This window comes from Desulfovectis peckii, from assembly GCF_055391705.1.
In genome coordinates this window covers 407275-422295 of the sequence record NZ_AP042409.1, presented here as the reverse complement: position 1 = coordinate 422295, position 15021 = coordinate 407275, and the positions used below count along the sequence as shown (strand labels likewise).

Sequence of the window (15021 nt, the reverse complement as noted above, 5' to 3'; positions counted from 1 at the left end):
CTTTTTAATACAAAGCTTCATACATTTTAATTATAAACGTTTCTTCTTTGTAAGGTTCAGTTTTTTTGTCATTGACGGTTTCAAGTCTTAATGTACAAAATTCACCCATTGCATAATATTTTTCCATCAAAGTAAACATAACTTGTTTGGTTCGTTCATGATTTGCACCAACCATATCGAATGAAATCGTTACTTCATTTGAAATTCGTTCATTTCCTTGGTAAAATGCTGCCTTTATTTGACGAGGTAGTGCATCACTGGATATACTTTGTTCTTGGTAAAAGCTTACTGTAAAACGATAGTTTGTAATAACCTTATCAAGCACGGCGACACTTACTTCTACCGGTTCCGCCTTTTCTGTACGACGGTATTCAATTAGAGGAACAATGACTTCCTGAGGCATTGCGCCTCCATGCACAAATTGAGAACCTCCGCCGCCGGTGAACCGATTCAACCCCTTGGCAATGACTACTTCTACATCTTTTAAAGGGGTATCTTTTTCCTGCAGTTTTATTGCACCATACGGAACACTCAAATTTTTACCAATTGCAAAACGCCGGTTACTAGCATAGATGGTTCCTTTGACAGGTTCTATTTTTACATCAGCTTCGATTTTCGGATATTGGAATAAAAATCCATGGTCTGCAGTAATGAAGATTCGTTTGGCTTGCAGACGTGATAAACGTTCCACAGTCATTTTAAGCTCTTTAATTGCTTTTCCTACCGCACCATATGTATCCCGTTCGGACTTCCTTGAATCACCGACAGCATCAATAACATCATGGTAAATGTAAATCAATCGTTTCCCTTTAAAATGTGCATCTGCTTCTGTTTGTGTCCATTGATCAAATTCATCCCAACGATATGCAATAGCATCTTTATGTGCATTTTGTAAAATTTTGATTCTATTTGCAATTCCTAAGGAAGATATGCCGTCTGCATAAATGGTTTTCGATTCATCCATCGCTAATTGTTTAAACGGTAATAACGATGCCATACCGAGTTGTGTATAGGACGGCAAGCTCGCAAATAATGGCGAAATACTTGCTTCCCCATACTCCAGTTGGTTCAGTTGCTGACATAATTCGTAACCGGCCTCGTATCGAAGCGCATCCGATATGATAACAAAAACTTTCGTCGGCTCTTTTTCCAAAATAGGCTGAACATTTGTTCTGAAAAATCTTCTTTGAAGTGGGATTCTCGTTTTTTGTTCATTTTCCAAATAATAGTTTGTTTCATCCGCTAGTTTTCGTAAATAGATATTTTCATACCAATTTGTCAATTTGTCTTCAAGCGAATCAATAAAATCCCGTTGTAATAAATTGGAATAAGAATACATGAATTGACGGTATGCTTGATCGATATAATGCAAGGAATGAATATACTGTCCGTACAAGTCTTCACGACTGTCATATTGCTTTAAATTCGTTTTATATTCGGTTAATTTGACTGCATGATACAGACATGTATATAAGCCGGAAAATTTTTCTTTACTCCCCCAGTATGTCTTTTGTCTAAATGTAATTCTCTCTTTCCAAGCCGTTAAATCGGTAGTTTTGTATAGCAATTCATTCCGTACTTTTTCAATTAATATCGCATCGATAATCGGGAATGTAGTCACTTTTTCTATTTCTTCAGCCGTTTTTTCTTGTAAATAATGTTGTAATTGCCAAGTGCTTTCTGTCGTACGAATATAAGACTCCAAAATTTCTTTTTCTTCATTCGTTCCCCGCATCCAATCATCGATTAATAAAGCACAAATATTCGACCGTGTGGAAGAATACTTATTTGACAAATGTTCGATTTCAAAAAGAGCATCCCTTGAAAAATGTTGAAACAATAAGTTGTCCAGTAAGTCATTTAAATTGTCTTTTTCTTTCAAATGATGCAATCCGAAATGTTGCTCAAATAACTCCCACATGCGTTCGATTGAAAAAAACTTTGATATGCGTTTATATAATTCATTTTGTTCTTTATCTAACCCCGCACAAAGCAAATTTCGGGTGATGGTCGAAAGATTGCCGATTAATGTATTGGTCAAAACAGCTAACATGCCGATTTCCAATTCTTCTTCCCTTGGTTTGAAAGGCACAATCTTTTTTAATTTATTTACTCTCTCATTACTTTTAAAAAACGCAGGATATTTCTGAACAATCGGACGTAAAATAACATCCTCAATTCCCAATTGTTCTGACCAAATGGCTATTTGATCAGCTTTAAATTCCGAACCATATAATAAAATATCCAGCAAATAGTTTTCCTCATCTTTTGGTCTAGGGAAAGGTGCATATAACAGAAAGGATTTTTTTGGATTTTCCACTTCAATATCAATTTTTAATTTAAAGAAATTATTTTCCGTCACTTCGCGAACGATGATATCTTCATCTTTAAGTGCTTCCTGAATGGAAGTTATTGTTTCTTGTTGATCAGAATCATACCAAAATACAATCGCTCGAGATTTTTTTTCCTTTTCTTCTCGTATCCGTTCTCTCAGCAATTCGATAACGTCCATTGATTTCACCTCTTTTAATAAAAGGAAGGAAAGAGAATCCCCTTTCCTCCAATTATATCCGTTATTTAATCTTGGCTAATACTTTTTCAAATTTAGCGTAATTCACTTTAACTCCGTCATCCAAATCGATCACTATTTGGGCATTTGCATATTCGGCCAGTTTTTTGTCAAACTCAAGCAGCTCTTCTAACCGTTTTTGAAAACGTTCTCTCCTTTTTTCCAATTCCCGTTTTTCCGTAGCACTCAAATTCGGATTGGTTATTCGTAAATTTACCGCATCAATTTCGTTATTGTATTTTGTTTGAATTTCTTGCAAATGTTCAAAACGAATTGTTGCCATCGTATCCGGCTGGTACCGATGCATATAAATTAATGTCCTTAGTCCCTTCTGTTTACCGGAATCAACAAGCCAATAAATCGGCCGTTTTTGATATACTTGGCAATGATCTTTAAAAAACTCATCCAAGAAATACCGGCGCAACCGTTCCTCAGCAGTTTCATTTCGCTTCATTTCAAGCGATTCCGCCAACCATTGGAGATTTTCCTCCACAGTTTCTTCACCAAAAGTCACCGATAAAAATTCACGTAAACGGGCAATAATATCATCTTCAAAATAATACTCATCCGTTAACAAAATCAAACCATATTTATTTGGTTTAAAGGTTTTATATTTAGATTCATCCCAATCACCACCAGCAAAAGCCAATCCTTCAACATCTAATGAATAACGCCCCGTGACACATCCTATAAAGTAAGACAAAAATGACTTAGTATCACGTAGTCTTTCTGGTTTATCAACAGTAACTTCTTCATTTGGAACTTCCGCTGAAACTTCATCCTGTAACCCAAATAGTTGTATAAATATATCATTTAATTCTTCTTCATTAGTCTTTAATTTGCTAAATTGCTTCCCTTTATTTATTTTGTATTCGTTAAAAATGTTTGATAGATAACATTCATATTTATAATCCATGAACGGATGTTTTTGAAAATCGATTGAAGTTTCATTAGAATTCCAATCATTCATTGATATATTTAAATTTTCTTCTACAATTTTATTAACTTTATTTTTTAAATTAGCACTTACATTTAAATAAGGCAGACGCTTAATATCAATATTTTGATAATCCGAAGTTCCACTAAACATATCTAAAAATTCAGCAACAGGTTTAGAGTTTAAATAACCCAATAGATAATTTTGATCATCTTCCAATAACGGGAACAGGGCTGGACCTTTCTTGTCAAACAAACCCTTATCTTCTAATAGCCTAGATGAAAACTTGCCATTAGTTGTAGCTGTCCAAGTAATTCCTTTTCTAAATCTATATTGTTCTGCTAAGAGATTAGAGGTTTTATTATTTTTATAAAAATTTCTCGCTTCATCACTCCAATCTACAACCAATTCATTATTTCCGAACCATCTACGAAAGTCTCCTCCCTTTGCATAAGAAACCCATCGCTTTCCAATATCATTTTTATTAACTTCCCAGTGATATCTTAAATATTTTTCATTATTAGCAGTAATGTGTTGACTCCCTGTAATATCAATATACTTATCTAACGTGTCATTCTCTTTAAAAACTTTTCTTGTATTGCTACTCATCCAGTACGTTATTGGTGAACCTTGAATAATATTGAATTTTGCTTGACTAACAATATTAAATCTTTCGTTAATATTAGGAAATTTTAATGGTACCCCATCTTCGTCTATTTCAAAATAACGTATACTTTGATAAGTACCTTGATATTCGTTTATATATAATTTTCTTAGTATAAATGAAACTGTCCCAAAATTTATACCTAAACTTGTTTTACCTTTACCTTCATATGGCATATGTATAGCTTTATCAATAAATGTTTGTTCTAGTATTTCTTTTCTTAAATTTTCATATTTGCTTAAAAACATCCAAGATTCCATTGTAATCATTGAAACAAAACCGTTTGTTTTCGAAAATTGAATACACCGTTCAATAAATACAGAAAAAGTATCGTTCTTTGCATTATTAAAATTTTTTTCAAGGAATTTTTTTAGTAAATTATTCATTCCTCTGGCACCCATATAAGGTGGATTTGTAATTACAACGTTATATTCCGAGGCTAAAATTTTCCCTAGTTTAAAGAGTTTTTTTAGTGTTTCTAAATGTTCAAAAACATTTAACGTTTCTAATGATAATTGTTCATCATTAATTTTTTGAATTCTATTTAAATATTTTTGGTAGCAATATTGTTGTGGTTGTAACATAGATCCATAGATCTTAGCATCAATAAAAGTTTCAATTATAGAACGTAATTCGATTCTTTCATTATCGTTTTCCCCAATTAATTGAGCAATTCCCTCTTTGTCTAAATGATTAGACTCTTCAATCGAAAGAATATTTAACTGTATTTTTTTTCTAAAAATCCTTCTAGATTTCTCACGTGCTTTCATCATTAATGAAAAAGATGCTAATTGTGCAGCTCGGTCATCAATATCAAGTCCATATAAATTCTTTTCTAATATTAATTGGGGAATATCTCCACTTGGATACCCTGCTTCTTCATACATTTGATAAAGTAACTCAAATGCATACACAAGGATATGCCCCGAACCGCAGCATGGATCAATAATCGTAATTTCTTCTAAATTAACGTTCTTATATCTGATTTCCTCTAGTTTTTGCTTTACATCTTCCTCTTGTTCAGCGGGTTCAATATAATAACGCATTTTTTCCTTTAACGGAGAATTTGGATTGGCTTCTAACCACAGTTGACCAAGAGAGTTTTCGACCATGTATTGAACAATCCATTTTGGTGTGAAAAGTTGAGTTGCCGCAGGAATATCGTATTTCTCAATTTTCTTGTTTTTCTTTAGATTTGCAAATACTTTTTCTTTCGGTTCCGTGTTATAGTACTGATACAACCAGCCAATGACTTCTACTTCTTGAAAGCTTTCCGTTAATGCATCATTTTTCACCAATTTACTTATGATGGATTCACTATCTAATAAATAGTCAGGCAGTAATAATTCTGTATAGTCATTAATCTTTTCAAAGAGGAAATCTAAAATATGATGCAAAGCATTGCATTGTGCAATGAATAATTTACGATATGCTTGTTCCGTATCGCCTTCTCGTATTAATCTTTTGATTTGATCTTTATCAACGTCCAAATCCATTGATTCAAATTCTGTAAGAATATCAGGTTCTACTTTCCCGGTACTGCTGGATAAAACATTGACTCGTTCTGGCAAATAACCGTGAAGTTCCATATATCGAATCGCAATTATACGGTTAAACCAAGTGTAAGCTACTTCCTCAATGAGTTGTTGATAACCCTTAATCTCCAGTTGTCTTGCAAGAGATTGAAAAGCCAATCTCCAATTTAACGGATAGGTTTCTCCATTTACTATCAGTTGTCCGAATTTCTCCTCTATTTTCAATCCATTTTTCTCATCAATTCCAAAAAGCTTGGCACGCAATGCAACTTTTTCAATTAATTCTCTCCGTGCAGAAATGGCAAAGTTTTTTAGCTCTGTTTTATGCATAACCATCGCTCCGACCTCCCATCTTGTTTTATAAGGAGAGGGGCAATTCCCTCTCCCTTATTCAATTTCTAACGTATAATCTTTTAACTCACGTAATAAAGCTTTCCGTAATTCTTGAAGTGCATGATCTAAATCTTGTTGTGTTTCAATTTTCTTCCGCCCATTGAAAAACAGATGGTACAGTTCATTAGCGTTTAATTTTTTGCTTTGTTTTTCCCGGATAACGGTTGTTGGCTCGTCAGACGGATTATCAATCGGCGGTTTCCTGTATTCGACTTCTAATTGTTTCGCCCGATTTTCAATTTGATTGGTCAAATCTGTAAGATCTTGTAATAGTACACGTATAATGACTAAGCTTTTTTCATGTTCAAGATTGCTTTTCAGCCTGTTGAACTTTTGCATTTCCGTGTCAATATAATCAACGATTGCAGGTATTTCCAGATAATATTCCTTTGTCTCATTTAATTTCTTTTCAAGTTTTTCAACTTGTATGTTTATCGCTTGTCGCTGTTCATTTACGATCTCATTTATTTTAGATTCTAATTGACTCGTTAATTGCGGTAATTTAGGTATATCCCGATAAGGATTCGGATTTGTTAAAATATCCGTAATTTGTTTTTTAATAAGAAGTACATCATTGTCTTGGATGATTGTTAAATCCTTTTGTAAACGGTCTAATACATCTACCGTATCATCAAATATGGTGATTGGCGTTTTATTATAGAAACCATTTAATTTTTCTATCGATTCTAACCAAGATTCTAAATCGTCTTCTGTATTGATGAACACATTAACCATTTGCTCCGGATCACGGATTTGTAAAATTTGATTAATACCCATTGAAAGAGCATTAATTTCTCTTTCTCCCGGATATGGGAATTCATACAATTTTTGTTCTCTACGTTTTTTATTGATTTCCTCTAGCGGAGCGGCAAAACGTTCAGTTAATTCTTTGACAATGACGTTTGCAAAGTCTTGATACGTTTCACCAAAGTCTCGATCGCCAAAAAATTCTCTTATAATGGAAATAAATTCTCGTTTTACTTTCGGATCCACTTCAATTTCGGGAATAACACGAATTCTTTCCCGTTCTGAAATACGTGCCAAACGATCATAAAAATTCGACTGTTCAGGTGTAAACAGCTCATCTCCAATGGAAAGTTTTACTTTGCCGGCATTCATTAAAGCCAATATAAGCCCGATTATGTCATATTCACTCCAACCGTATGGTACAGCCTGAAACTTATCAATCACAGATTTTAATGACGGTTTTTCATGCCAACGGGCAATTTCTTCAAAGTAGTCCTTCATTTCTTCATAAGCCCTGCGATTACCGGTCATTTGTAATAAATCATTTTCAATACCGTGTTCTGCGAGTTTTCGCCAAGCTTCTTTATGTGTTTTAAAAGGAATAGGTTCATCAACATAATCCAGCCGGCTATAGGTGTTTTTGATCAAAAGTTCAAACGCACTATTTACTTTATTTTCAAATGAGCCTTTGAAAAATCTTTCTTGCCCTTGGATAAAGAAACGGGCTTTCTCAGCTGCCTTTTTTAATAATTCCTCAGCTTTTTGCTCGAAATCATCTACTTGAGACAACTTGGCTTCAAAAATTCGCTTTTGTGTTTCTGTTGTACTGCTATTCCGCTTAAAGTTTACATATTTTTGAACTTGCTCAGAGTACTTAATGGCACTTTCAGCTTCAGCCACAATTTCTTCATCCAAACAAATCACTAACTGACCGGAATTGGCCTTTAAAGCAGCTTCCATATCAGACATTGCCACAGTAAATACTTGCAATGTTAATGCATTGGTCATATTCCCTTTTGTATAGTTATCAAATCTTTTATTGTAATCAAACGGAGGAGTATCTTTCCGATATTCAAATTTCGGTTTCGGGTATAACTTGGTGAAAAACAGGTCACCCAATTGTTCCTTAATTTTTATAGGGTTTACTTCAACATTTCGAATTTCCTTATTTATTTCTTGTTCTTCATCGGAAAGGAAAGAATATGTACCATCCGCATGTTTTTCAATAAACATGGCTTGTTCTAGACGGTTTAACGACTCTTTTATATGGTAGTCATCATGGTCATCATATATTGATCCTAATAATAAAGTGGCGATATTACTTGGTGTAGCTTTTATTTTGTCAATTCCTTTTATTAAATAAAGCACTTTTAAAACATCGACATCTTCTAATTTCAATCCTTCATTATTTTTGGCACGATCTTCCGCACGTGTGATCGTTTGGGTAATTGTCGTTTCTAAAAAGCTTCGAATGGAAGGATAGAACTCTGCTAATGTTACTAAATTTCCGATTTCTTCATTCGAATTAAGTTTTGCTGCTTCTTGGAAAGCTTTTAATAATGAACGCTCCCCGTGTGCCAAACTGGTTCCGCCTTCACCATGGATTCTTATTTTGTTGAATACATCTTGTAAAAGTTCCACTTGATACGGTACAAATGGATAAAGTGACACAAATTCATCGGCAGAACGGTATCCGGAACGAAATTGCGTTGAATTTGGATCAAATGAAAGACGATTTTTTACAATTTGTTCGATTGGCTCATATGTGGCTTTTAATGTTTTTGTTGCAGTATCTGTTTTTTCTAAAAGTCTTCTTTTAATGACTTCATCTGTATTTGCGCTAGATAAATTAATTCGGGTCGCAAAACGTCCTTGGATTTTGGAAAAATCTTTTTCGCTATGGACATTAACTGCCGCTTTTATTTTTTCTTGAGATGTGACAATGACCCATGCTTGGCCCATTGTTGCACTTCCAATATCTTCTACTACTGTTTGTAAATTTAACATGAGGTTTCCGTCAGTCCCTATGTATTGACCAACCTCGTCAACTAAAAAGACAATTCTATATTCAGGTCCACGACTTTTGCAGTAGTTCGCAATTAATTGTGCTAATTGCGTTGAAGAAATGCTAAATGTATTTTTACTAATTTCAAAAAAACTATTGGCCGTTTCTTCATCCAATCCGATTTCAATTAATGCTTGGACAATTTTTTTCCGCCGCAAAACAGCTTTTAATCGAAAATCTTCCCATTTGGTTTCATAAAGTCGGAAAATGGTATCTTTAAATTCTTGATATTTTCCTATCTCATCTAATTGCCGTTCCATGTCAGCTACCCATAATGTGTCAGAATAGCCCAAATGACGGTTAAAAACGCGAAGAAAGACCTCCACGATTCTTTCCTTATTTGTCGAACTGGAAGAAGATAATGAATCAATATTGAATAAAATAGCATCTGATTCTTTCTGTGCCACTTCCTCCATCATCGATAGCAATTTTTTATTATCCGTTTTCTCATAAAAATATTCATAAGGCTTTTTCCCGTCAATTTCCTTATTATCCAGTAAATATGATAGAATTTTTAATAAGTGCGATTTACCTGAACCAAAGAAGCCTGATATCCAAACGCCTATATCTTTTGTAGGTGTTTTATATACGGATAAATAGTTTTCATAAAACGTTTGAAGGTAGCCAGTTACTTCATCGGTTAAAACGTATTCCTCCAATTCATTTTTAATTGTATCGTGATCAAGTTGTCCAGCTTGTACGACCCCATTAATCGGGCGAAAAATGTCTTTTTTAAATATTTCTCTAACTAACACATAATCTCCCCCTTTATGATATTCTCGTTAATTGATACTGATCTTCATTATGTAAAATTCCAAATAGTCGTAGGTCTAATCCGGTAAAATGACCGGGGTAAAATAGTATAATTGGTTTACGAAAGGCATGATCCGATATTTTTTTTAATAATTGACTTGAACGTAGGAATGGATAAGCATTTCCTACCCCTGTAATGAATATAAGTTCAGCATCTTTAGCTTTTTCAATAAAGGACTGTGCCATTATGTGTGGATGTTCAATTATTGTTTGAAATATACGAACAATTTCATCATAACCTTCCTCTTCACTAATTTCGATCAATTCTTCTAATTCATCTTCTTCATAAAAGCTTAATAAGAATTTAAATAGATTAATTTCCTTTATCTTTAAAGAAGTTCTCTTCAATAATCCCTCGATGTAAGATCGAACAATAAGTTCATCTTCAGCAGGATAATCGAATACATAGTGAGGAATTTCGCTCCCAATCCCTGTTGGCGTCGTGAAACCTTCCTCATTGATACGTTTTTCCATTTTATTCAATCGATCATAAGTACTCATATACTCACCTACTTAATTCACTAAAGGAATACAATAATTTATCATATTCTTTGGCATATTCTTTTAACTTTGTACTCATATGTATTGGCGATATCTCATATGTAACCGAGTCCTTTTTCTGCAACATCCCACTTTCTCTAAAGAACAGGAGAATGGAACTCCGTAATCTTTTTTTCGTATCAGGCCGCCAATTTGCAACGCTTTCTGATTCCGTTTCTTTCCGTTCAATAAAATAATCAATTTCAACCGTTTGGATCAAAGGCTTATTATTAAGGTAGTTATATTTAATAACTTCAAGATAAAATTCATAAGGAATTCGATAACATCTTAAATAACTGTATAAAAGTAAAGCCTTTTGATCATGTCGAGACCCCATTAAATAAAATTGAATTAATTCATCATTAAAGGTTTCGGAGCGGCGATATACCATCTGAAATCTTTTTCTAATTCCTGATTCACTTCTCATTTGAAAGGAATTTTTTTCAATTATATCGTTCAAAATTTCTTTTCTGCTTAAACCGGATTTTTTTAGTTGCAGAACGATATACATCTCATTCTGAAACCAGCCTTCACTTGTAAAACCAGCTGAATAGTCAAGCATCTATATCGCTCACTCCTTTCTCAAAAACATTACTCTTTCGCAAAATGTTATTTTGACACTTTCTTATTACTGATTATATCAATATAGGCAAATGCAAAAAAGAAAATAAAGGTAAAAAGGATCGGTAAATTCAGCCTATCACTGAAGGACGAAAATCCTCTTATTGAACAAACCGTCTATCAAAGAGAAAATAAAGTACACTCACATTTCTTTGAAAATAAATGTAGCCAATATGTTAACAAGCTATTATATTACCAAAAAAATTTTATAGATTTGATAAAATATAGATATCAGATAAATAACACAACTTATAAATGCATTTATTTTAAATTTCTAAGTAACAGAAACCCCGCATTTTTTCAAAACATTTATTTGCGAAACATTAGGTTTAAATCCTTATTCATTCAAAAAACGAAACGGGGAATACTACATTGAGAATCACCATGTTATACCGATGGCAAAATTAGAATCCGGATCCTTATCAACAAATAACTTGCTCACAGTGTGCGCAAATCATCACAGACAAATTCATTATGGCAATGTTGAGCTTTTAGAAAACACAAATGACTACTTTGTTTACAGTATTGATGGCAAAAATATAAAAATCAAAAAGTACAATGGATAAACTCACACCCTTTTGTAATAAGTAATTATTGTTTTTGAACTTATAAACAAAAAGAGTGCGATAACTGTTGTTTTCGCACTCTGAAAATTAATACTTTATATAATAAAACTATTACTCTCTTAATTTCCTGCCTATATAAAATAGGAATGTTAATCTTACATTTGAATATAATAAGTGCTTCTATTTGCCTTACTATAAATTTTTTCTACTGCTTTAATCGCCTCTTTCTTATTGGATTCAATTAATTTTAACTGTACCTCATCTGCTTTAATCGCCTCTTTCTTATTGGATTCAATTAATTTTAACTGTACCTCATCTGCTTTACCGGCATTTTTTAATGTGGCTCCGATTGATTTTGTACAATAACCTTTTGCACCTAAAAGGGCCATAATTTCATCAAACAATTCTGTTGCAAACCCTTCGTGAGCCTTTTCTGTCATAACTTCTTCTGTATCAGTCTCTACTGCAGTTACAATATCAACTACTAATTTTCCTTTATAAAGATTCAATGCAAATAACCCCTTTTCACTTTATTATTTCTTTGGAGTTAAAAATGTATCGATGAATAGTGAAAAAGCATCTTTAAATGCAACACGATACGTTAACTTACTTTGATAAAAAACCTGATCGAAAATATTTGCTTTAATATCTTCCATTAGATTCATTTTTGCTTCTGTATCTAGATCCTTTATACTTGATGAGAGTTTCTGTTCTAAATCTAGATAAATACCTTCGATGAACATTGCATACTCTTTACTAGTAATAATATCTTCCAGTCGACGTTCAATTAGTTGATTTACCAATTTTGGAAAGCCATCAATCACGTTTTCACCAGCCTTATAATTCTTTTTATGAATATATTCATCAATAGAATAACACATAGTATATTGATTGTAAAAATAGAAAATTGTACGATAAAAGAAATAGAGAAAGGAAATTCAAAACAATGAACTATCTTCAAGCAGGTAAATTAATAAGGAAATTAAGAAGAGAAAATAATTTATCCATGATTGAATTTGCAAAGATGGTTGGAATTTCACAACCTTCTCTGTCACGTATAGAAAATGGTAATCAAGAGATAACATTTCAATTTTTAGAAAAAGCCTGTGAAACGTTCAATATATCCATGAGCGATTTTTTTCGTATATTGGAGGAAAAAAGTAAGTTGCAGGAAATTCATTTGAGAAAGGAAAATAATGTGAATTCCGAAGAAGAACTTGATACTATATTAGCTAATATGATATCGACATTGTCATTTGAACAGAAAAAGGGGTTATATATTTTCTTGCTTCCATACATGAAAGATTAATTATAGCGGCGAACAAACGTTTTACTAAATGGCATATTAAAAGATAATAAATTCCAATTTTCAGTTGATTAATGGATATTCAATTAGTTATAATTAAAGAAACTTGTTGTTAGTGCAACTTGTAGGTCTAGAAGGAGGAAATGTTGCTAAGACATTTCCTCCTTCTTTTATTTTTTCAAATACACAAAAAGAAAAATATTTCCTCAAGAACGATTTCCAAAATGAAATTACGCTGTTGTTGGGAATTTTAATGGTAGAAGAGTATTTTTGGTTAGTATCTGTTAGCTTATCTCTATAATTATTGCGTCAAATTCCTTTCACTACAGTTATTATTTTAAGAATGTCACTAATTCTCTTTTTATATATCAGAAAATTTAAACTTTTTTACCCCTATTAAAATATTAAGAATCCGAAAGTATCATATTTCAGCTAGATTAGTAAGCCGGCTGAAACGTCTAGCCCCATTAATGTAAAAAACTAAATGGAGGCAACGACGGAAATGAAAATTGAGAGAATTTATCTAAATGAAGTTAAACTAGAATACATTTTAACTGAGCTATTTAAAAACCAAATTGACGATGCCTTAAAAAGCGTATATGTTAATAATGACACCACTGCATCTCATGATTATGAAGGTGATAAATCATGAGATTGGTATTTGCAAATAATTTGAACAAACAGAAGACTAACGAAAATTCATCCATTGAAACACAGTGTTCAAAAAATTTAAAAGTTGCCATTCTCGTTCGGGTATCTACCGCAAAAGAAGAGCAAAAATCTTCTTTAGATACGCAGAAAAAAATATTCACACGCATGTGTGAAGAGAATAATTGGGAAATATACGATATCTACGAAGAAGTAGAATCTGGGACACGCACTAACCGCAAAGGTCTGAATCAGTTGATTAACGATGCTAAAGAAGGTAAATTTAATCTAATTTTAGCAAAAGAATTATCCCGGCTTGCTCGTAATGTACCGCTGGCGTATCAATTACGGGAAATTTTAAATAAGCACAAAGTCCACTTAAAAACGCTGGATGGGGCAATTGATACTTTGAACGGTGATCTGGACAAATTCGGTTTATATGCGTGGATATACGAACAGGAATCACAAAAAACAAGCAATCGTCTTAAACAAACATTTAGAGCAAGAGCCAAAGAAGGAGAATTTAACGGATCAGAGCCGCCGTACGGATATTATTTAAAAGATAAAAAGCTATATGTACGAGATGATTATACACCTGAAGTGGTCAAACGTATATTCAATATGTATCTACAGGGAAAAGGATTTGATGCAATCGCTCGGCAATTATACAATGAATCCATCCCGACACCAGCACAGCTTAAAGGTAAATCCAACGCAAGCGATAAATGGCACGGTTCAACAATTAAGGTTATATTAACAAATCCGCATTACACCGGCACATTGGTACAATGCCGGGATACGAAACCTTCAGTTACTGACAAACGACAACCTCTACCTGAGTCAGAATATGTAATTATTGAAAATGCACATGAGCCGCTTATTTCTATTGAAATGTTTAATACAGTACAGGAGTTAATCATCTCAAGAAGTAGAATTCGTCCTCAAGCAGAGGTTCATCTTTTTACGAATACCATTTTCTGTGCAGATTGTGGCCGGGGGATGCATTTTAAAAAGAACCGTAAAGGATATGTATGCGGAAACTTTAACAAACATGGCAGCAAAGCATGTTCTGACCATTTTATTAAAGAAAGAGAGTTAGAAGAAATAATCCTGAATGATATAAAGAGTATTGCGCAACAGATGGATCTGGATGGCCTTATCGACCGAGTGATAAAGCAGCTAGAATCTGATACAAAAAATAATACAAACCGTTTAAGCCAAGTTGAGCAAAATATTGAAAAGCTCAAAAAGCAGAAAGTGCAGTTAACCTCATTGCTTGCAGATAACAGTATTGATATTGAAGAATACCGCTTAACAATTGAAGAAATCAATAAAAAAATTAATGATTTGATGTCCGATAAACTGAAGCTAGAAAAATCTAAAGATCAATCCAAACGGGAACGAAAGAATATGAAAAAACTAAAAAATGAATTAAAAGAATATATACATTTCAATAAATTAACCCCTGAGATGCTTCACCGTTTGGTTGATCGAATCGAAATAAAAGAAGACGGTTCACCGAAAATTTATTATCGGTTTGCAAATGATTTTTTAAATGAATAAAGGATATAGGAAAAGCCCGTTTCATTGATTTTCAGAAACGCGCTTTTCCAAATA

11 protein-coding genes are annotated in these 15021 nt (G+C 33.1%); 4 read left to right on the top strand and 7 right to left on the bottom strand.

Features of this window, described 5'->3' with window-relative positions:
* Nucleotides 1–4 precede the first annotated feature (4 nt).
* From pglZ to ACZ5NG_RS02120, 5 genes are all read right to left on the bottom strand, one after another.
* The gene (pglZ, locus tag ACZ5NG_RS02140) at nucleotides 5–2512 is read right to left on the bottom strand and encodes a BREX-1 system phosphatase PglZ type A (protein WP_464252366.1); all 2508 of its coding nucleotides are present in this window, start codon (nucleotides 2510–2512) and stop codon (nucleotides 5–7) included.
* 61 nt (nucleotides 2513–2573) lie between these two features.
* On the bottom strand, nucleotides 2574–6041 hold the full coding sequence (pglX, locus tag ACZ5NG_RS02135; RefSeq protein ID WP_464252365.1) for a BREX-1 system adenine-specific DNA-methyltransferase PglX: 3468 nt from the start codon (nucleotides 6039–6041) through the stop codon (nucleotides 2574–2576).
* 51 nt (nucleotides 6042–6092) lie between these two features.
* Complete coding sequence (gene brxC, locus ACZ5NG_RS02130; RefSeq protein ID WP_464252364.1) at nucleotides 6093–9665, bottom strand: BREX system P-loop protein BrxC; 3573 nt, start codon at nucleotides 9663–9665, stop codon at nucleotides 6093–6095.
* A 13-nt stretch (nucleotides 9666–9678) separates the two neighbouring features.
* Nucleotides 9679–10224 carry a BREX protein BrxB domain-containing protein gene (locus tag ACZ5NG_RS02125; protein ID WP_008881293.1) on the bottom strand — a complete coding sequence of 182 codons (546 nt, stop codon included), beginning with the start codon at nucleotides 10222–10224 and terminating at the stop codon, nucleotides 9679–9681.
* Nucleotides 10225–10228: 4 nt separating this feature from the next.
* Complete coding sequence (locus tag ACZ5NG_RS02120; protein WP_008881294.1) at nucleotides 10229–10825, bottom strand: DUF1819 family protein; 597 nt, start codon at nucleotides 10823–10825, stop codon at nucleotides 10229–10231.
* A gap of 454 nt (nucleotides 10826–11279) precedes the next feature.
* Here ACZ5NG_RS02120 and ACZ5NG_RS02115 point away from each other — a divergent pair, with 454 nt between their 5' ends.
* The gene (locus ACZ5NG_RS02115) at nucleotides 11280–11450 is read left to right on the top strand and encodes a hypothetical protein (protein ID WP_110087611.1); all 171 of its coding nucleotides are present in this window, start codon (nucleotides 11280–11282) and stop codon (nucleotides 11448–11450) included.
* Nucleotides 11451–11605: 155 nt separating this feature from the next.
* Here the strand turns inward: ACZ5NG_RS02115 and ACZ5NG_RS02110 are convergent, their stop codons facing one another.
* Together ACZ5NG_RS02110 and ACZ5NG_RS02105 are read right to left on the bottom strand one after the other, a co-directional pair.
* Nucleotides 11606–11959 carry a hypothetical protein gene (locus ACZ5NG_RS02110; RefSeq protein WP_464252363.1) on the bottom strand — a complete coding sequence of 118 codons (354 nt, stop codon included), beginning with the start codon at nucleotides 11957–11959 and terminating at the stop codon, nucleotides 11606–11608.
* A gap of 24 nt (nucleotides 11960–11983) precedes the next feature.
* Complete coding sequence (locus ACZ5NG_RS02105) at nucleotides 11984–12274, bottom strand: hypothetical protein (protein ID WP_464252362.1); 291 nt, start codon at nucleotides 12272–12274, stop codon at nucleotides 11984–11986.
* Nucleotides 12275–12396: 122 nt separating this feature from the next.
* Here ACZ5NG_RS02105 and ACZ5NG_RS02100 point away from each other — a divergent pair, with 122 nt between their 5' ends.
* The 3 genes from ACZ5NG_RS02100 (at nucleotide 12397) to ACZ5NG_RS02090 (ending at nucleotide 14967) form a co-directional block, all read left to right on the top strand.
* Nucleotides 12397–12759, top strand: a complete 363-nt coding sequence (locus ACZ5NG_RS02100) for a helix-turn-helix domain-containing protein (RefSeq protein ID WP_008881297.1) — start codon at nucleotides 12397–12399, stop codon at nucleotides 12757–12759.
* 481 nt (nucleotides 12760–13240) lie between these two features.
* Complete coding sequence (locus tag ACZ5NG_RS02095; protein WP_429840266.1) at nucleotides 13241–13408, top strand: hypothetical protein; 168 nt, start codon at nucleotides 13241–13243, stop codon at nucleotides 13406–13408.
* Nucleotides 13405–14967, top strand: a complete 1563-nt coding sequence (locus tag ACZ5NG_RS02090) for a recombinase family protein (protein WP_464252361.1) — start codon at nucleotides 13405–13407, stop codon at nucleotides 14965–14967. The genes ACZ5NG_RS02095 and ACZ5NG_RS02090 overlap by 4 nt, the downstream gene beginning before the upstream one ends.
* Nucleotides 14968–15021 lie beyond the last annotated feature (54 nt).

What these genes read in the sequence shown, in the direction of transcription:
- ACZ5NG_RS02125 (WP_008881293.1), bottom strand. Translation starts at nt 10,224, where the DNA reads ATGAGTACTTATGATCGATTGAATAAAATGGAAAAACGTATCAATGAG.
- pglZ (WP_464252366.1), bottom strand. Translation starts at nt 2,512, where the DNA reads ATGGACGTTATCGAATTGCTGAGAGAACGGATACGAGAAGAAAAGGAA.
- ACZ5NG_RS02100 (WP_008881297.1), top strand. Translation starts at nt 12,397, where the DNA reads ATGAACTATCTTCAAGCAGGTAAATTAATAAGGAAATTAAGAAGAGAA.
- ACZ5NG_RS02115 (WP_110087611.1), top strand. Translation starts at nt 11,280, where the DNA reads ATGGCAAAATTAGAATCCGGATCCTTATCAACAAATAACTTGCTCACA.
- ACZ5NG_RS02090 (WP_464252361.1), top strand. Translation starts at nt 13,405, where the DNA reads ATGAGATTGGTATTTGCAAATAATTTGAACAAACAGAAGACTAACGAA.
- ACZ5NG_RS02095 (WP_429840266.1), top strand. Translation starts at nt 13,241, where the DNA reads ATGGAGGCAACGACGGAAATGAAAATTGAGAGAATTTATCTAAATGAA.
- pglX (WP_464252365.1), bottom strand. Translation starts at nt 6,041, where the DNA reads ATGGTTATGCATAAAACAGAGCTAAAAAACTTTGCCATTTCTGCACGG.
- ACZ5NG_RS02120 (WP_008881294.1), bottom strand. Translation starts at nt 10,825, where the DNA reads ATGCTTGACTATTCAGCTGGTTTTACAAGTGAAGGCTGGTTTCAGAAT.